Source organism: Rhodohalobacter sulfatireducens, from assembly GCF_022012475.1.
In the GTDB taxonomy this organism is placed as follows: Bacteria; Bacteroidota; Rhodothermia; order Balneolales; family Balneolaceae; genus Rhodohalobacter; species Rhodohalobacter sulfatireducens.
The window spans coordinates 81,820-100,089 of sequence record NZ_JAKLWS010000005.1; the positions used below are offsets into that span (position 1 = coordinate 81,820).

The following is an 18,270-nucleotide window of genomic DNA, read 5'->3' on the forward strand; positions in this document are numbered from 1 at the left end:
TAATTAGAAACGGTCAAAATTGTCGAAAGGTGTTCGCGGCGTAATATGTTTAGGTGGCCGAGATGAACCCTGGTTGTCGTTATTGTCGTTTTTTCGGCTTCGTTCAGGCCGTCTGCGTTTACGTTCGCTTGAGGAACTACTGCTTCGACTTCGTTTTTTTCTATCGGAAGATGAACTCTTACGCTTTCTAAAACGCTTTTTGCTACTATCAGATTTGCGGCTTCGTTTCTTGCTTTTTCCTCCACCACCACCTGACTTGTCGTTTGCCTCTTTTATATAGACTTTTTGCTGTACGATGCCTTTCTCTTGCGAAGGATTTGTAAATATGGGGCGCAATTCGGTGGCCAGCCATGCCGGAAAGAATTTGTCCCTCGCTTCTCGTAACAATACAAATGGGTTTGTATACCGGGCTGAAAAGTGACCAATTACCAATAATTTGGTTTGTGCCTCATTGGCAACCCGTGCGGCATCTGCTGACGTTGAATGCCCGGTTTCCACAGCTTTGTCAGCCAATGATTCACTGAATGTTGCCTCGTGATACAAGATATTTGTATTCATGGCAAGCTTCACAGCGTTGGGGCAATATTTTGTATCAGTAACGTAAGCAAAGCTGTCTCCGGGTCGCGGATGCCCCACAATATCGTACGATTTGACAATAGTGCCGTCTTCCAGCTCTACATCTTCACCGGCTTTCAATGCCTTATACTGAGCGTCTTCGGTGATGCCCATAGCTTCGGCCTTCTCGGCATCTACTTTCCCGGGTTTGTCTTTTTCCTGGAAACGATACCCAATACAGAATGTAGAATGATTCAGAGGCCGTGCTTCTACATAATATTCATCTTCATCTACGACCCGCTCCTCTTCAAAACCTTCTTCTACTTCAACAAAACTGATTTCGAAATTGAGATCTACATTTGCAAAGTTCAGGTTCCACTCAACATACTCTTTGACCCCTTTAGGACCAATGATTTTCAGAGATTTATCTCGTCGTTGTAGTTGCAGAGTGGAAAGAAGTCCTATAATTCCTGAGAAGTGATCTACATCGAAGTGGGTGATGAAGATGTTTTCGATCTTGGACCGTTTGAGCCCGGCCTGTAACATCCTCATTTGAGCGTTTTCACCACAATCGAAAAGGTGTACATCTCCTTCTCTCCAAAGTGCAACGGATGGTAAGTGTCTGGTTGCAGTTGGCGTTGCAGAGGCAACACCTAAGGGTACAATAATCATTGTTTATCTCCCGTATGTTTTTGTGGGCTTTTGCCGTTCAAACAAAAGGTCCCCGTTTTTGTGTTTTATATTTGAGCCAATTCTTGTTCAAGTAGTTGTTTACGGTACATGTCTGAGTAACGTCCTTCTACTTCTATTAATTCATCATGAGTACCGGATTCTATAATTGAACCATTTTGAATATAAAAAATTGTATCGGCGTTTTTAACTGTAGAAATTCTGTGCGATATCATAACCGTAGTAACGTGTGCAAGTTCCACCCTAAGATGCTCCAATATGGCATCTTCTGTTTTTGTATCAACGGCGCTGAGCGAATCATCAAAAATTACGATACCGGGTTTTTTTATAATTGCCCGGGCGATTGCTGTCCTTTGTTTTTGTCCGCCTGAAAGAGTAATTCCCCTTTCTCCCACAAGTGTCTCAAATTTTTTCTCAAAATCCAAAATATTCTGCAACACCTGTGCACTGTCAGCCGCTTCTTCAATCTGTTTCATTGATGCATCTTCAGCACCAAATGCAATATTTTCTTTAACCGTTGTTGAAAATAAGAAAGTTTCCTGCGGAACATAACCAATCACTTTTCTGAGATTCCGCAATCTCCATTCTTTAATATTGACCCCATCAATTCGAATTTCGCCCTCTGTTGGATCAAATAACCGCGGAATTAAATTTACTAGTGTTGTCTTACCAGCTCCGGTTCTGCCTACGATAGCAACGTTACTACCGGCGGTAATTTTCATATTCAGATCTTTTATAGCGTATTCATCTGAACCCGGATATTTAAAACTAACATTCCGGAACTCAATTTCTCCTTTTATCTCAGAAAGTGGTTTTGCAAACGATCCTTCTTTATCACGAATTTCAATCGGTTCTGAGAGCAGATTGTTGATACGTTCCCAGGATGCCAGTGATTTTTGCAATGTATTCACCGTATACCCTAAAGCAGCTACCGGCCAGGTTAAATAAGCTACATAAATAACAAATTCAGCGATATTTCCTATTGTTATGGCATCGTCAATCACCATCATTCCACCTTTCCAAACTACAATTACAACGGAAAGGCCAATCAAAAGATTAAGAGTTGGATGAAAAAGTGATTCAACTAAGTCGAGGCGAAGCTTTTTTACTCGGTAATCATCACTCTCTTTTTCAAACTTTTGCTGTTCATATGCCTGCCGATTGTACGCTTTAATCAGACGGATACTGCTGAAAGCTTCATTTGCCTTACCCGCAATCCTGGAGTACTGTTCCTGGATGATTACCTGGTATTTATTGATGTAACCGCTCACCCAATAGGCAAAGGCAGATAAAAAAGGTAGTGGAAGCAACGCCCAAAAAGTGAGTGTGGGATTTACAATGATCATCATACCAATGATAAAACCGGCACGTGTAAATGTATTGATGGTATACATCAATACGGGGCCAAAATATTCACGAACACGTGCTACATCTTCGGTAGACCGTGTATAAATTTCTCCTGATGAGTTCGCTGCAAAATATCGCTGAGGAAGCACCAGAAGTTTGTCCATCACACGATTACGAATATCAAACTCAATTTTTCGTGAACTTACAATCAAAGTTTGGCGTGTTGCGAAAAGAAGAATCCCATACAAAAGTACGGTTCCAACCAGCAGTAAAGAATTATAGGCAAGAATTTCTCCAGCTTCGCTCGAAAAGAGTATGTTCATCATTGAATCAAACTCGCCAGCACGTTCAGCTCCCAGCTGTTCAATACGATCCATCGTTCGACGGATCAGCACCGGAATCCAGATAAGAAAAAAATTGGATCCGGTTAGAAAAAGTGCTCCAAGAAGGAGAATCCACTTATATTTTTTTAAATAACGGTTAAGTTTTTTGAAAGAATCCAAATCAGGGGTTGTTTACAAGTCCTTTCGCTTTTTTTCATATTTGGAAAACGAACCTGTTTGTAATTTCATTCAGAATTTATTGGCCCAGTCATTCGCCAACAAATATCCTGAACGGTAGCCATCATCAACTGTATTACCACCCAGGTAATCACCAATAAGAGCAAGGGGTGCATCTTCATCTTCCAGCTCCAAATAGGGTCTGTTGATTACTTTTTGAGCACGGCTGTATCGCCAGAAATGTAACTGCTGCCACTTAGGGTTGGAAGCCCATCCTCCGGAAATTTTTGCAAATTCTCCCAACATTTTTTTAGTGACTATTTCCTCATCACTGGTTCGATGTTCTCTTGCAAAATCAGCGGTTGAATGAAGAACAAATGATGTTTCCTGGGTATCTCGTTTTAATTTTTCATTGGAAATAAATTCAAGCGAACTATTTCTGCAAATCAGCCCTTCCCACTCCGGTACTTCTTCATCTCCGTATCCCGCCATCAAGGAAAATGAGGGCTGGTAAGAAACCTCGTCAATCTGACGAACAATCTTCAGTGTATTGGTTTCATCGATCGTTGATGAGATTATTCCATATGCCTGTGGTGCGGGAAGTGCAATAATCACGGCATCAGCTTCAAAGGTATCACTGGATGTGAGATTCATCATCCATGATCTTTTTTTGGATCGATTCGTTCCAAAGTAGGTTAGACCCCCCACTTTCGTATTCGTACGGATATCGACCCACCGGCTCAGATATTTTCCAATTTGATTCATTCCCACTGTAGAGGTATAAAGTGCCTCAGTGGATTGATTTGGAGCTGAATCGAGAATTTTTTCCCCATCGTAGGCTGCGAAATTATCTCCCCATGTTTGAATCAATCCCTTATCTAATAGCTCAGCCGTGAATTCCCGAAATTCATTGGATTTTACGCCAAAGTATGAGAGTCCATGATCCACTTTTGATGCCAGATTTTTGCCGGCATATCGAGTTGCCATTCTGCCACCATATCCCCTGCTTTTTTCAAAAATTGTTACTTCGTGCCCCGCTTTTGCTAAAATTCGGCCGGCCGTCAAACCGGAAAGTCCCGCTCCGATAATTCCAATAACCATACTTTATGCTAAATTCTTTTTGGATGAAATTAGATTTAATACTGTGGTGCGGAAGTTAATGAATGATTCACTCTACTTCTTATCTTTTTTGATTCATATATCTTTTCTAAAATCTTTCCAGCTGTTTAAAGTCTATACCTCGTATAATTTTACTTGAGGCTCGACAGCCTCTTTTGATAGAAGTGCCGGCCAGTAGGCAACAACTTCACTTGCTTTTGGCCGTCCGCCTGCAAAGCCAGTTACACCGCTTGGCCCCGTTAATATTAACGGGGCGATCTCTTTTCCAAACCGATCCAAATCTTCTTTAGAATCTCCATGAACAGATATTCGCAACTGAACCTCATTCAAATCAGATTGATCTTTATTAAACTCAGACACATCCTCACTGCATGCATTCACACCTATAAAATCAACATTTGTAGCTCTGAATTTTAAATCGAGATTTTCAGCACGTTTTAGAAGAATCTCACCAGCTTTTTGAGCTTTCTTGAGAGCATCCGGCCAACTGTATACCAACGTAGATGAAAGTTTATATCCATCCGTATAACTTGCCGAAATTTTATATGTTGGTGTTTCAGGACGTCCTTTAATCCCCCAAACCTTTACTCGATCTTTACCATCTTGTTTAATCTGTATGCTGGTGAAATCTGCTATACAATCTGGTGTGATATACTCTTTTGGATCACCAATTTCATATAATAGCTGTTCTTTTACTGTCATTTCTGAGATAAGCCCACCGGTTCCTGCGTGCTTGGTTACAAAAAACGACCCATCCGGCCTTGCCTCAATGATCGGAAATCCGATATTTACCAGATCATCCACTGTTTCCCAATCTGTAAAATTTCCACCACTTACTTGTGCTCCACATTCAATGATATGTCCGGCAACCGTTCCTGCTGCCATCAGATCATTATTTTTAAGATCCCAATCGAATTCATACACCATTGGAGCCAGTGTTAAACCGGTATCCGTAACACGCCCCGTAACTACAATATCCGCCCCCTCTTTCAGAGCTTCTACAATCGGGCGACACCCAAAATAAACATTTGCACTGAGAAGGTCTTCCTTGATAGTTTTGATTAACTTTCCTGTCTCCATGTTCTTTAGCTGATGACCAGCTTCAATCAAATTATCCAGGTTAGGAAGAATATCGTCTCCATCCACAACTGCAATCTTTAAGCCACTGAGCCCGACCTTTTCAGCAACTTCCAGAATAGCATCTTTGCACGCATTTGGATTCACGCCGCCCGCGTTGGAGATGACCTTGACCCCTTCATGTTTTATCTCCTGAAGTGTTGCTTCAATCACATCTACAAAATCTCGGGCATAGCCATATTTCTCATTTCTCATCCGCTGCTTTTGCATGATAGACATCGTTACTTCCGCAAGGTAATCCATCACCAGGTAATCAATCTCTCCTCTTTTAACCTGGTGGATTGGTGCATTCGGTAAATCGCCCCAAAAGCCCTGTCCTGATGCAATTTTGATCTTTTCTTTCATACTCAATTTGTTTGTTGTGTGTGGTTCGTTGTTTGTGGTTTGTGTTTTGATGTTCTGTGTTGATCGAATATTGTGCTGGAGCAAGCGTCCTTGGTCAACGAAGCTTAAGCATAGTTGACTCTCTAGTGCCCTTTATCGAAGGTCACAAGTCTGAAGACTTGCGCCAGCTGGGGTTTATTCACATTTTTTTTTCAATTCAACTGACAACTAACAACAACCCACAAACAGTAACTGAATTATAAGGTGAATTTTACCTGATTTATAATGATTTTCAGCCAGCTGATTAATTTAAAATAATGATTATCTACAATGCTATTTCCAGTTGCTGCGCTGATTACAAACGATGCTGTTATATTTGGAATCTTGATGGCTATTCTTGCCATTATTTTTATCACTTCTCACAGCGACCATCCATTCTGGCAAAAATTTTACACATTTGTTCCCGCACTGCTTCTCTGCTATTTCATTCCGTCGTTATTAACCACTTTTGGAATAGTAAATGAAGCCGAATCGAATCTTTACTTTGTTGCTTCCCGGTATCTGTTGCCGGCATGTTTGGTTCTCCTGACTTTGAGTATCGATTTCAAAGGGATTTTAAATTTGGGGCCGAAAGCAATCATTATGTTTGTAACGGGTACTGTAGGAATTTTAATTGGTGGTCCGCTGGCCATTATTATTGTTGGTTTTTTTAATCCCGAAGTAGTTGGCGGTGCCGGCCCCGAAGCCGTTTGGCGGGGCCTTTCAACTGTTGCAGGAAGCTGGATTGGCGGTGGAGCGAACCAGGCGGCCATGTACGAAATTTTCGATCCCAGTGATGAACTCTTCGGTGCCATGGTTACCGTCGATATCATCGTTGCGAATATATGGATGGCTTTTTTACTCTACGGCGCTGGAATGTCTGACCGGGTAGACAGTTGGTTCAAAGCAGATTCTACTGCCATCACCGAGTTAAAAAACAGTATTGAAGAGTACAGGGCAAGTATTGCGAGAGTACCTACCTTTTTAGACCTGGTAAAATTGGGAGCGATTGCGTTTGTTATTACTGCATTGGGACATCTTGCCGGTGATATCATAGCTCCCTGGATAAGGGAAAATGCCCCGCTTCTCAGGCAGTTTAGCCTCGATTCAGCTTTCTTCTGGATCATTGTCGTTGCCACCACGGGTGGGCTGATTGCCTCTTTTACAAAAGTTCGGGAATTGGAAGGGGCCGGAGCCTCAAAAATTGGGAGTATTTTTATCTACATTTTGGTGATGACCATCGGCATGAAGATGGATATCTCATCCATGCTTGATGCCCCCGGATTTTTCGTGATTGGTGCTGTTTGGATTCTTATTCATATAATCCTTCTTCTCTCCGTTGGAAAACTTATCAAAGCCCCCTTCTTCTTCACTGCCGTTGGCAGCCAGGCAAACATTGGTGGAGCCGCTTCGGCACCCATTGTGGCTTCTGCGTTTCATCCGGCTCTCGCTCCAGTTGGAGTTCTGCTTGCTGTCTTAGGATATGCTTTGGGTACATATGCTGCGTACTTTTGTGCATTATTGATGCAGTCGGTGAGTTGAGCAGAAAAAGACATGGTATTTTTCTTGCCCTTCTAAAGACCTTTTTCAGTTGTGCATTAAAATCAAAAAGAAATGCTGTGCTAATAAGAAAAAATACCATGTCTCGAATACATTGATTTAGATATTCAATAATTCAGAGTCCTGACGTAAATCCCAAAATCGAAGAACTATTATTCTGTTCGATTCAGCTCTATAGAAAAGTTTGAACTGCTTATCTATTAAATGGAATCTGATGGATTTTATTCAGTAATTTCTCTTTCCTTTCTTCAGTTGTCATGACCGATCATTTTGTTTGAAAGCTTTTAAAATTATAACAAAACGGATTCAGTGCTCAAATATTCATCGATAAGGCAAGTAAAAGACATGGTATTTTTCTTTCTGGTTCAGAACTCCTTTTAATTTCCAGACTCACGTTCAAGATTAAACTTTCTGCTGGCAAGAAAAAATACCATGTCTAATACGAATTACCGATTCACCGCATCCCGATCTAAAAACTGCTCAAAGAGTTGATCGTGGCGGCTGGTCATTGGGATTTTGTAGCCATTAATGAATACATGTTCGATCTTTGTCAGTGCTTCAAACGGATCACCGTCAGCAATAAACAGGTTGGCTTTTTTGCCCTCTTCAATACTTCCAAGCTCATCTGCCACACCAAAAGCTTCAGCCGGATGAATTGTCACTGCTTTCAGCGCTTCTTCTTTACCCATTCCATACGTTGCAGCATATCCGGCATGAAATCCAACATTTCTTACGTTCTCGACGCCCTCACCGGTAGAGATCATCACTTTCACTCCGGCTTCTGCCATTAAACCGGCATTTTGATAAGGCCGCTGGTAATTATCATAATCGCGGGTAATATTGTACAGGCTTGTAGTAACAACCGGTATTTCGGCCTCAGCCAACTCTTCGGCTACCCTCCATCCTTCATTTACACCTGTAAATATGAAATGAATCTCCTCTTTATCGTTTGTCCATTCAAGCGCATTTTTGATGTTTTTTTCATGATTCACGGAAATAATTACCGGAACCTCACCATTCACAACTTCCCGCATCGCTTCCATTTTAATGTTTTTATCAGGTTGCTTCCGGCCTTCCGGATCGAGGTCATATTGTCGCCACATTTCATTATAGAACACTGCTTCTTTCCAAAATTCGTTTAGTTCTTTTAGTTCCTCTTCGTACTCTTTTTGAACCTCTTCATCGGATCTGTCATCCCAAAAACCGCCTTTAAGCGCTGACGGCCATTCGATATGAAGTCCCGCTGATCGCTCCATCGCCATATCATCTGGCGTATAACCCCAGAGATCAAGCAATGCTGCTTTCCCTGCAATCCCACCAGACGATGGAATTGAAACAACATTCGTGATGCCATTGACACGTGTAACTGGAATGGCTACTGAATTGGGGTTCACAGCAGTAAATGCCATCATATGTGGATTAAAATCACCTACTTCGTTAAAATCCTGTGTAAGGTCAATGGATCCAACTTCTTCAAGTCCAAGGCGGGTGTTGGCATCAAAAAAACCCGGATAAACATGCTTACCGGATGCATCAATCACTTGATAATCAGTTGGGATCTTAACGTTTTCGCCTACCATGGTAATGGTGTGATCCTCAATCAAAACTATGCCCCCTTCAATTGTGCCGTTAGTTACGGTGTGAATTGTGGCATTCGTGATGGCAAATTTTCCAAATTCAGGTTTTTCTGTGATCTGGGCGAATAATATTTGAACGCCCATGCATAAAAATGTAATCGTTACTAGAACTGCTTTTTTCATTGAACTGGTTATTTAGTATGATTGTGGAATTCCTGTTGAAGTGCCTGCCGGTTTTCCTGCGAATCAAAAAGCATAAACAGATCTTGCATGCAGGCATCTGTATCTCTTCCATCTGAGTTATGTATCTCCACGGATCGTGTATCCTCGTAATCTTCAGTGGCATTGATAGCACGATCTAACCTCATATCATCGGCGTCATTTTCACGATCGAAATACACTTTTCCATCAATAAGAGTCATTTCATTAACACTGTAAATGCTTAATGGATGGCCACTCCATATGGAGATATCACCATGTTTTCCTTCTTCAATAGAGCCGACATGCTCATCAATTCCGAGCTGAATAGCCGGATTAATTGTAATCATTTTTAATGCATCACTTTCTGAACTATTGCCATATCGAATGGTCTTTGCAGCTTCGTGATTCAGGTGTCGAATCAATTCATCAGAGTCGGAATTTATACTCGTCACCACGCCATTTTCATTCAAAATAGATGCGTTGTAAGCTGTGCTGTAATAGACTTCAAATTTGTATGCCCACCAATCGGAAAAAACGGATGCATGAGCGCCATATTCGGCAAGTTCGGGCGCTACCTTAAAGGCTTCGTTAGCGTGTTGGAACGTATAATTCTCCACACCATAATCCTCGAATACACGCGCGAGCATCAGGATTTCATCGGACCTGTAAGAGTGGCAGTGAACCAAAATATCACCCTCAATTATATCGGCTAGAACCTCAAGCCTCAGATTTTTTGCAACAGGTATGGGGGGAACTCCTTCGCCTGTTCGGTCATATTCTTCTTTAGCGGCGAGGTATTCAGTCCGGTTTCTTCGATAGTCGATGGCAGCATCAAAATACTCCCGAATCACCATTTCAACTCCCATTCGGGTACTTGGATGAATTCCGGAACCCTCACCGTGCACACGCATCGGATTCTCACCAAGTGCGAATTTTATGGTTTGAGGTGCATCTTCAAACATCAATCCCTTTTGATCTTGTCCATACCGCAATTTCAGCGTTGCATTTCGTCCTCCAATAACGTTAGCTGATCCATGCATCAAGTTGATGGTGGTCACTCCACCGGCCAATGCAGCATAGATCCTTACTTCGTTTGGATCGATCGATTCCTTCATGGTTACTTGTGGAGTTGCCGGAGCCGTTGCTTCATTGATATTTACACCATTCAGATGAGAGTGCGCATCGATGATTCCGGGCATCACATATTTGCCGCTTGCATCAATTCGGTTGACTCCCCGCGGCGCATCTATGTTATCACCAATTTCTGTGATGATTCCATCTTGAATCAAAACATCCGTGTTTTCAAGATTTTCTCCGGTAATGGTAATCACCGTTCCGTTTTCAATCAGAACCGAATCTGTTTCCTGAGCAGCAGCCTTATCAAATTGGCCGCTCACAAAAACAACCATGAAACTGAACAGTCCGATTACTGTTTTCAATCTGTTCCAATAAATAGATTTTCGTTCAAACATTGTATCCGATAAAATATTCTGTTTAAAATTCATGAACCTCTCCATTTGAGATGACCATTTTCACAGCTGATTCCTCTTCCAAAAACGGTGAATTAAATACTGCAAAACTTGCATTAAAGCCTATATCCAACTGACCAAGTGTTTCACTGATCTCCAGAATTTCTGCGGTATTTACGGTTAGAAGCTGAAGAATTTCATCTTCACTAAGGCCTCCCTCCTCTTTCAATGCGCGAAGATGTTCATGCAATTTATCTGCATCGAGCCCTGCACTTGCAAATCCAACGCTTACCTCTTCGTCGAGCAGAGTTCGAATATTTTCAGCCGCAGCTTTATATGCTTCAGCCTGGCGTTCTCTGTATCGCTCCTCTTCCTCAGATCCAGGTTCATTGGTATCGCTGTCTTCATCCTCCTTCATCCAGTCGGGTTTTTCGGGGAGTTCAATGGAAGCCAATACCGGAATCCCCATCTCACCAAGTTCATCCGCTTTGTAATGCACCGATTTACCAGATATAATGATTACATTCAGGCCGAACTCATTATTCAGAATCATAACTCGCTCAAAACCTTCAGGTGAATCTACACTGGCGTAAAGATGAGCATCGCCATTTATTAAAGGAAAAAGAGATTCTAAAACCCCATCTCTTTTAGGAGGTTGAATAGTTCCGTCAGCGTCTGCAAAATATTGGATGTGATCTTGCAGAGCTGTTGCATCGTACATGAGCTGACGAAACTGGGCCATTACCCCCATAGTTGTCGAAGGGTACGCTCGGCTTAACCACCCTCCGGCAGCTCCCTCCAATGCAAATTGATAGCCGGTTGATTCTTTTAACAGATGATCCGGAGTACCCTCGCCATTTAAAAAATATAGATCCGGCTGGCCAGCTAGCATAAATCCTTTCAGACCAAGGTTTGCCGAAGTGATACCTGTTTTCATTACATCTGTGAAAGTATTCCCCGAGGCGTCCAGGTGATCTCCCGCAGATCGGTCGGGTTGAATTCCTGCACGATCGTACCCCGGATTGCCGGGATCATCAGGTTGCTCAGGGCGTTCCGGCGGCTCCGGGCTTCCCCAGGTTCCGAGTCCGTCAATAAATCCCGGGTAAACGTGGAGTGAATCTCCACCATCGATGACGGAATAGGCATCAAATGGTATTTCAATATCTGAACCGACAGATTCAATGATTCCATCACGCCAAATAATTGTGCCCGAATCAATAACCGATCCGTCACTTTTATGAATTGTTACATTTTCCAAAGCGTAAGCTGGTGGGCTTTGGGCAAAAATTGATTCCGGCAGCGATAAGCAACTTATAACGAGTGCCACCGACAAGTAGTAGATCATTTTCATAGAAACATGTTTCGGTTTTAAGTTTGGCACGAATTATGAAAAGATTTGTACAGGTTCAAGGAAAAAACGTAAAAAATTTGTAAATAGAGCCACGAACTATTCTTTAAGACATGGTATTTTTTAGTACTAGCTAAAAGTATGTTGCTATAACTATATACGAAAACAGCAACAAATTCCTGACTGGCAAGAAAAAATACTATGTCTCTCTTATCCTATACCTGAATCACTCCGGTCTTAAATTCAGGGATATCAGGGTTGTGATTGGCGTATTCAATCGCATTTGAAATTTTCTTACGAGTCTCTTGAGGTGTGATGATATCATCGACCCAAAGCCGGGCTGCGGCGTACTTAAAATCCGTCTGTTTATCATAGCGATCTTTAATTTCTTTAAGAATTTCGGCTTTTTCATCATCCGTAATCTCCTCTCCCCTCTTTTCAAGTGATGAGATCTTTATTTGGGTCAACACTTTGGCCGCTTGGGTTCCGCCCATCACGGCAATTTGAGCTGTGGGCCATGCGTAGATAAATCGTGGATCATAAGCTTTGCCGCACATTGCATAATTTCCGGCACCGTAACTGTTCCCGATTATTACTGTAATCTTAGGCACGGTGGAATTTGCAACGGCATTGACCATTTTTGCCCCGTCTTTGATGATTCCGCCGTGCTCACTTCGTTTGCCAATCATAAAACCTGTTACATCCTGCAAAAAAAGTATTGGGATCTTTTTCTGATTGCAGTTCATTACAAAACGGGCGGCTTTGTCAGCACTATCGGAGTATATAACTCCACCTATCTGCATCTCTCCGGTTTTACTCTTCACGATTTTTCTTTGATTTGCCACAATTCCCACACTCCAGCCATCAATTCGTGCATAGCCGGTGATGAGTGTTTGACCATATCCTTTCTTAAACTCCGTGAAACTGTTCGCATCTACCACCGACTTGATGATCGGTATTATATCATACGGCTTGCTTCTGTCTTGCGGAAAACCAGACAATGCATCTTCCATTTTAAATTCAGGTTGAACAGCATCTTTTCTATTAAAATCAGCGTTTTCATACGGTCCAAGCTTACTTATCAAATCACGAATTGTAAGAATGCATTCCGAGTCATCTTCCATTTTATAATCTGTCACACCACTGATTTCTGTGTGGGTTGTAGCACCCCCAAGTGTTTCATTCTCGACATCTTCACCAATGGCTGCTTTTACAAGGTAACTGCCGGCCAGGAATACACTACCCGTTCCATCCACAATCAATGCTTCATCACTCATAATTGGCAGGTAAGCGCCACCTGCCACACAACTCCCCATTATTGCTGCAATTTGTGGAATTCCTTTCGCACTCAGCTGAGCATTATTTCTAAAAATTCGTCCGAAATGCTCTTTGTCCGGGAAAATCTCATCCTGCATGGGCAGATAAACTCCGGCAGAATCCACCAGGTAGATAATTGGCAGATGATTTTCGAGGGCAATCTCCTGGGCTCTCAAATTCTTCTTGGCGGTCATAGGAAACCAGGCACCGGCCTTTACTGTTGCATCGTTCGCAACAATCATACATTTCCTTCCGCTCACCGATCCAATTCCTGTCACAACTCCTGCCGAGGGACAACCTCCCTCCTCTTCATACATCTCATAAGCGGCCCAAATACCGAGTTCATCGAACTGAGAAATATCATCCAGCAATAAGTTGATGCGCTCTCTTGCCGTCATTTTTCCCTTTTTATGCTCTTTCTCAATGCGTTCAGGGCCACCTCCTTTCTCAATTTTTTCTTTCTCTTTTTCTAATGTATTGATAAGCTCCGGGAACCAATCTTCTTTCATTATGCTTGATATTAGATTACTTTTATGAGTTGATTATACCGATTGTGCAAAACACGTTCCAATGTGGTAAAATAAAAACTGCTGAATGCGTTATAAATGAAGTATATCATTACACAAAACTATTTAAAATGATAAAACAAATATCTACCCTGGTCCTGCTTCTTTGCCTGCTAACATCAAGCCTTTACGGACAACAACGTCAAGATCAGCGACGAAACACCGCTTATCAAGCATTATTGATGCGAACGGATAGGCCACATTCCTATTTCGATCATGTTTCCTTTCCGGTTAGTGACAGTACTTCTCAATTTGCCTTTCTGTTCCGCATAGACTACGACTCTGTGCCATTTATGAAAGCTGGCATAAATACGGAAAAACCAACTTCTGATGCTGAGTACTATGCTGACATCCAAATTGGACTTGAGATTTTTGAAGGACCAGCTTCAAAATCAAGGAATTCGTCACAGATACCCATATCTGTACTCAGAGATAACTGGCAAGATACTCTTTGGGTTGATTCTTACGAAAAAACCCAATCGAGAACTGATTACTTCCAGGGTATGATGAGCACTCCCTTGAGTACCGGTCAATATCATTATGAACTGCAAATTCCTCGCCCGGAATTACCGGTTGCTCAGGGAAACAGGTCCTCAAGACAAGACAGGCCAAACCCCAGAAGAAATCTAACTGTGAATGGAGTTGACGGTACTGAAGATCCGGATTTCATCTTGTTAAAATCATTTCAAAGCGGCCAATCTTCGTTTTCTGCCACTTTTTTGAATTATGGGGATAATATTCTTTATGGAGAAGATTACAGCGTTTTGATTCAAATCCCCTCTGACGCTGAACCGAATCAGCTAAGTTTGAACCTATATCGATTAACCGGAGGTGCTAATGCAGATTCAGAAGAACTCCGGCATTCTGTAGAAATTTCTTCAGAAAATATCATACAACTCAATAATGTTAATTTTAGAAATGAAAATGGAGAAATAGGTTTTCGGGCTGAGATTTCCGGTGAGGGCAGCAGTTACGCATATGTTCAGATTCCAAACAGAGATTTCGAAAACTCTATTTATAAACTTGCACTTGAGAATAATAACTCGGATGAGGTGATTGGTGAAAAGAGAATTCGGTCTCAGTGGTTGGATATGCCGGTTAGCCTTTACAACCTGGATGTTGCCATTGATATGCTTCGTTTTATTGTAAATGATGAACAGCTTCGGGAACTAAATTCAGGTTCCAACTCGGCACGTGAAAGAAAATTCAGGGAGTTCTGGGCACAACGAGATCCTACCCCGGATACTGAATTTAATGAGTTGATGACCGAATATTATAATCGGATCGATCATGCATATGAGGAGTTCTCGTCACTGCAGGTTCCGGGTTATAATACCGATCAGGGAAGAGCTTACATATTATACGGTCCCCCGGATCAAGTCGACCGGCGAATGCCTACCAATGCCCCAACCCGCGAAATTTGGGAGTACCCGGATAAAACACTCATTTTTGAAGCAACAACCGGATTTGGAGATTTTAAACTGATTTCAGAGCAGCAGTCGTAGATTAGAACACTTATCAGACATTGGATTTTTAATACCATTCATATCTTAAAATCTGAACTGAAGTTATTTTATACGAAGACATGTCTTGATGATTTGAAAAAATACAATGTCTCATTCTCAGCTATCGGCAAAATATTTTTTCCTGACCGTTGATCTTTCTATTATTCGGCCATGAAAAAACCGGTAATTGCCATAAGTATGGGAGACCCCAATGGAATTGGTCCGGAGGTTATTCTGAAATTTTTAAAGCAATATGACCTCTCAAATTCAATTCCTGTACTGGTCGGGAGTGGTAAAGTTGTGGAATATTACTCTGAAATCTGTGATATACATTTGCCAATCAGAAGATTTTCAGAAAAGGATTCACTCGAAAATGGAAATGTTTACCTGTTGGATCTGAATGAGAGTTCAAATTTTGAGATTAATCCCGGTGAAATCTCAAATCTAGCCGGAAAAATGGCCATGAAAGCAGTTGAAAAGGGGATTGAGCTTTGTATGAATAAACAGGCAGATGCGCTGGTAACCGCCCCAATCTCAAAAGAGTCGATCAATTTAGCGGGATACAATATCCCCGGGCATACTGAATTTCTTGCTGAAAAAACCAAAACTGAAGAAGTAGTGATGGTTTTAGCCAGCGAAATTCTGCGTGTGGCATTGGCAACGATCCACATTCCATTAAAAGATGTTTCCAGATCGATTACAAAGGGTATTATTCAGCGTAACCTGAGAATCCTTCAAAAAAGTTTGAAAGTAGATTTTGGCATCTATGAACCCAAAATTGCTGTCTTGGGGTTGAATCCTCATGCCGGAGATGGTGGTGTGATTGGAAAAGAGGAGATTGATATTATCCGCCCCGCCCTTGATGAATTATCTTCCGAGGGCCTCAATGTTGTGGGCCCTTATGCAGCCGATGGATATTTTGGAAATGGAATGCACGAACATTTTGACGCAACATTTGCTATGTATCACGACCAGGGATTAATACCTTTCAAAACACTTACATTTGGCGAGGGTGTTAATTTTACAGCAGGTTTACCGATTATACGCACTTCACCCGATCATGGAACGGCTTTTGACATTGCCGGCAAAAATATTGCCGATATGCATTCGTTTCAGTCAGCGTACCAAATGGCTGCAATGATGGCACAAAATCGAATTCGAAAATCATAAATGACGCTTACATTAAAAGAAAAACCAACCTATTCCGTCCTTGCCGATATTTATGATATCGTTATGGCGGATGTGGACTACGAAACCTGGGCTGATTACATCGACGAGATTATCCTGATGCATCAACCAACCGCCCGCTCTATTCTTGAACTGGCCTGTGGAACCGGTACGATTGCACTTTCACTCGAAGAACTCGATTGTTATGAAATTTCTGCAACTGATGGCTCACCCGACATGATCCGCATTGCCAGGCAGAAAGCAGCCAAGGCCAATTCCGAGATCAATTTTCAGACCATGAATTTTCTGAATCTTTCCTTTGAGAGATCCTTTGACGTGATCTATATGGTGTTCGACAGTCTCAATTACCTCCACACCAAAGAAGATATCATACAACTTCATAAAGAAGTGAAGAACATATTGAATCCCGGAGGAATCTTTGTTTACGATTTTACCACTCCGCGAAATTCGCGCAAAGCCATTCGCTTCCTAAATAATGAGTCAAAAACGATTGATGGTGAATATCGATATCACCGGGAAAGTTCGTTTAACGCCAAGGAACGTATTCACACCAACCGTTTCCATATCGAAAAACTGGATGAAACCAACGGAGATATCATTGAAAAATTTGAAGAGCAGCATCAGCAAAAGATTTATACTCTCGATGATATTCAGTCAATCATAAAAAAAACTGATTTTGAAGTTGTCCAGGCTTATGATGGTTTTGAACTAAAACCAGCTCACAAAAAAAGTTTAAGAGTTACAATGGTGCTGAAATGAGCAACGAAGTAATACAGATGACGGATGTGTCGGTGGCTTATAACGGGACACCGGTATTAGATAGCATTAACTTTTCGCTTGACGTGGGGGAGTTTTGCTACGTGATTGGCAGAACTGGTGCCGGAAAAAGCTCGTTTCTCAAGCTGATTTATAAAGATGTAAACCCGACAAAAGGATTGGTTAAAGTGGCTGATTTCGATCTTTCGAATCTGGCTGATAAGAAAATTCCATATCTCAGGCGCAGACTCGGGGTTGTTTTCCAGGATTTTCAATTATTACCCGACCGAAACGTATTTGATAATGTAGCATTTGCTCTTCGGGTAACCGGCCAAAAAAAACGATTCATCAAACAGCGGGTAATTGAAGTTTTGGGCTTAGTGGGATTGAGCCACAAAAGGAAAGCGATGCCTGATGATCTCTCCGGTGGAGAAAAGCAGCGTGTTGTTATTGCAAGAGCATTGGCAAACGAACCGAGACTTCTCTTAGCAGACGAACCGACCGGAAATCTGGATCCCGAGGCCAGTGCGTCCATCATGGAACTACTTCATCAAATAAACAACCGTGGGATGAGTGTGTTGATGGTGACACATGATTATGAGGTGATTCGAAAATTCCCAAATCGTACCGTTCAGATTGAAAATGGCAGTTTGCAGGATATCAAAGTACTGTAAAACTGCTTTTTATCTTGCAAAATTTATAATGGTTCACTTTTTTGTTGGTTCGAATATTAAAATAACTCATTCATCATGTTTGATTTTATTCTTGAAATTTTTCTGGACCTGTCACTTATAAGTGGTGTTATACTCCTGTTGATAAGTCCTTTCAAAAAGTTTAAAGAACACAGGAAGATATTGGTTCCGATGGCAATTCTGTTTATTGTCATTTCAATTGCATTTATTGATTGGAATGCAGTTGGTGAAGCTTATTGGGAAGGTTATCACTTTGCCAAAAATTTGTAGCTTTAGTTCTCTCCTAAAATTAATCCCAAAGTAGTTCTACACCTGATCAAAAAGGAAAATTGATCACCTTTCTCCAGGAAATAGATCAAATACTCTTTTCGGACTTCTTA

General features: G+C 41.7%; 14 protein-coding genes. 6 read left to right on the forward strand and 8 right to left on the reverse strand.

Going from position 1 to position 18,270, the window contains the following annotated elements; genetic code table 11:
• Nucleotides 1-3 precede the first annotated feature (3 nt).
• The 4 genes from rnz to L6773_RS05880 all read right to left on the reverse strand — a co-directional run bounded on the left by rnz (nucleotide 4) and on the right by L6773_RS05880 (nucleotide 5,693).
• Nucleotides 4-1,227, reverse strand: coding sequence for a ribonuclease Z (gene rnz, locus L6773_RS05865; RefSeq protein ID WP_237852931.1), 1,224 nt, complete (start codon nucleotides 1,225-1,227; stop codon nucleotides 4-6).
• A gap of 65 nt (nucleotides 1,228-1,292) precedes the next feature.
• Nucleotides 1,293-3,095, reverse strand: a complete 1,803-nt coding sequence (locus L6773_RS05870) for an ABC transporter ATP-binding protein (protein ID WP_237852932.1) — start codon at nucleotides 3,093-3,095, stop codon at nucleotides 1,293-1,295.
• Nucleotides 3,096-3,164: 69 nt separating this feature from the next.
• Nucleotides 3,165-4,193: an NAD(P)/FAD-dependent oxidoreductase gene (locus tag L6773_RS05875; RefSeq protein ID WP_237852933.1), complete on the reverse strand. Its 1,029-nt coding sequence runs from the start codon at nucleotides 4,191-4,193 to the stop codon at nucleotides 3,165-3,167.
• A gap of 132 nt (nucleotides 4,194-4,325) precedes the next feature.
• Nucleotides 4,326-5,693, reverse strand: a complete 1,368-nt coding sequence (locus tag L6773_RS05880; protein ID WP_237852934.1) for an acyclic terpene utilization AtuA family protein — start codon at nucleotides 5,691-5,693, stop codon at nucleotides 4,326-4,328.
• A gap of 309 nt (nucleotides 5,694-6,002) precedes the next feature.
• Here L6773_RS05880 and L6773_RS05885 point away from each other — a divergent pair, with 309 nt between their 5' ends.
• Nucleotides 6,003-7,253 carry a DUF819 family protein gene (locus L6773_RS05885; RefSeq protein WP_237852935.1) on the forward strand — a complete coding sequence of 417 codons (1,251 nt, stop codon included), beginning with the start codon at nucleotides 6,003-6,005 and terminating at the stop codon, nucleotides 7,251-7,253.
• A 464-nt stretch (nucleotides 7,254-7,717) separates the two neighbouring features.
• Here the strand turns inward: L6773_RS05885 and L6773_RS05890 are convergent, their stop codons facing one another.
• The 4 genes from L6773_RS05890 to L6773_RS05905 form a co-directional block, all read right to left on the reverse strand.
• The gene (locus L6773_RS05890; protein ID WP_237852936.1) at nucleotides 7,718-9,031 is read right to left on the reverse strand and encodes an amidohydrolase family protein; all 1,314 of its coding nucleotides are present in this window, start codon (nucleotides 9,029-9,031) and stop codon (nucleotides 7,718-7,720) included.
• Nucleotides 9,032-9,039: 8 nt separating this feature from the next.
• Complete coding sequence (locus tag L6773_RS05895) at nucleotides 9,040-10,554, reverse strand: amidohydrolase family protein (RefSeq protein ID WP_237852937.1); 1,515 nt, start codon at nucleotides 10,552-10,554, stop codon at nucleotides 9,040-9,042.
• Nucleotides 10,544-11,869, reverse strand: a complete 1,326-nt coding sequence (locus tag L6773_RS05900; protein ID WP_237852938.1) for an amidohydrolase family protein — start codon at nucleotides 11,867-11,869, stop codon at nucleotides 10,544-10,546. The genes L6773_RS05895 and L6773_RS05900 overlap by 11 nt, the downstream gene beginning before the upstream one ends.
• Before the next feature lie 212 nt (nucleotides 11,870-12,081).
• Nucleotides 12,082-13,692 (reverse strand): acyl-CoA carboxylase subunit beta, encoded by a 1,611-nt coding sequence (locus L6773_RS05905; RefSeq protein ID WP_237852939.1) that lies wholly within the window; start codon nucleotides 13,690-13,692, stop codon nucleotides 12,082-12,084.
• A gap of 128 nt (nucleotides 13,693-13,820) precedes the next feature.
• Between L6773_RS05905 and L6773_RS05910 the strand changes: the two genes are divergently transcribed.
• From L6773_RS05910 to L6773_RS05930, 5 genes are all read left to right on the forward strand, one after another.
• Nucleotides 13,821-15,254, forward strand: coding sequence for a GWxTD domain-containing protein (locus tag L6773_RS05910; protein WP_237852940.1), 1,434 nt, complete (start codon nucleotides 13,821-13,823; stop codon nucleotides 15,252-15,254).
• Between the two features lie 171 nt (nucleotides 15,255-15,425).
• On the forward strand, nucleotides 15,426-16,424 hold the full coding sequence (gene pdxA, locus L6773_RS05915; protein ID WP_237852941.1) for a 4-hydroxythreonine-4-phosphate dehydrogenase PdxA: 999 nt from the start codon (nucleotides 15,426-15,428) through the stop codon (nucleotides 16,422-16,424).
• Nucleotides 16,425-17,201 carry a class I SAM-dependent DNA methyltransferase gene (locus L6773_RS05920; RefSeq protein WP_237852942.1) on the forward strand — a complete coding sequence of 259 codons (777 nt, stop codon included), beginning with the start codon at nucleotides 16,425-16,427 and terminating at the stop codon, nucleotides 17,199-17,201.
• Nucleotides 17,198-17,872 (forward strand): cell division ATP-binding protein FtsE, encoded by a 675-nt coding sequence (ftsE, locus tag L6773_RS05925; protein WP_237852943.1) that lies wholly within the window; start codon nucleotides 17,198-17,200, stop codon nucleotides 17,870-17,872. Before L6773_RS05920 ends, ftsE begins: the two co-directional genes overlap by 4 nt.
• Before the next feature lie 75 nt (nucleotides 17,873-17,947).
• Nucleotides 17,948-18,160 (forward strand): hypothetical protein, encoded by a 213-nt coding sequence (locus L6773_RS05930; RefSeq protein WP_237852944.1) that lies wholly within the window; start codon nucleotides 17,948-17,950, stop codon nucleotides 18,158-18,160.
• Nucleotides 18,161-18,270: the final 110 nt, after the last annotated feature.

Coding starts and splice junctions, on each gene's coding strand:
- rnz (WP_237852931.1), bottom strand. CDS start 1,227: ATGATTATTGTACCCTTAGGTGTTGCCTCTGCAACGCCAACTGCAACC.
- L6773_RS05875 (WP_237852933.1), bottom strand. CDS start 4,193: ATGGTTATTGGAATTATCGGAGCGGGACTTTCCGGTTTGACGGCCGGC.
- L6773_RS05880 (WP_237852934.1), bottom strand. CDS start 5,693: ATGAAAGAAAAGATCAAAATTGCATCAGGACAGGGCTTTTGGGGCGAT.
- L6773_RS05885 (WP_237852935.1), top strand. CDS start 6,003: ATGCTATTTCCAGTTGCTGCGCTGATTACAAACGATGCTGTTATATTT.
- L6773_RS05890 (WP_237852936.1), bottom strand. CDS start 9,031: ATGAAAAAAGCAGTTCTAGTAACGATTACATTTTTATGCATGGGCGTT.
- L6773_RS05895 (WP_237852937.1), bottom strand. CDS start 10,554: ATGAATTTTAAACAGAATATTTTATCGGATACAATGTTTGAACGAAAA.
- L6773_RS05900 (WP_237852938.1), bottom strand. CDS start 11,869: ATGAAAATGATCTACTACTTGTCGGTGGCACTCGTTATAAGTTGCTTA.
- L6773_RS05905 (WP_237852939.1), bottom strand. CDS start 13,692: ATGAAAGAAGATTGGTTCCCGGAGCTTATCAATACATTAGAAAAAGAG.
- L6773_RS05910 (WP_237852940.1), top strand. CDS start 13,821: ATGATAAAACAAATATCTACCCTGGTCCTGCTTCTTTGCCTGCTAACA.
- pdxA (WP_237852941.1), top strand. CDS start 15,426: ATGAAAAAACCGGTAATTGCCATAAGTATGGGAGACCCCAATGGAATT.
- L6773_RS05920 (WP_237852942.1), top strand. CDS start 16,425: ATGACGCTTACATTAAAAGAAAAACCAACCTATTCCGTCCTTGCCGAT.
- ftsE (WP_237852943.1), top strand. CDS start 17,198: ATGAGCAACGAAGTAATACAGATGACGGATGTGTCGGTGGCTTATAAC.
- L6773_RS05930 (WP_237852944.1), top strand. CDS start 17,948: ATGTTTGATTTTATTCTTGAAATTTTTCTGGACCTGTCACTTATAAGT.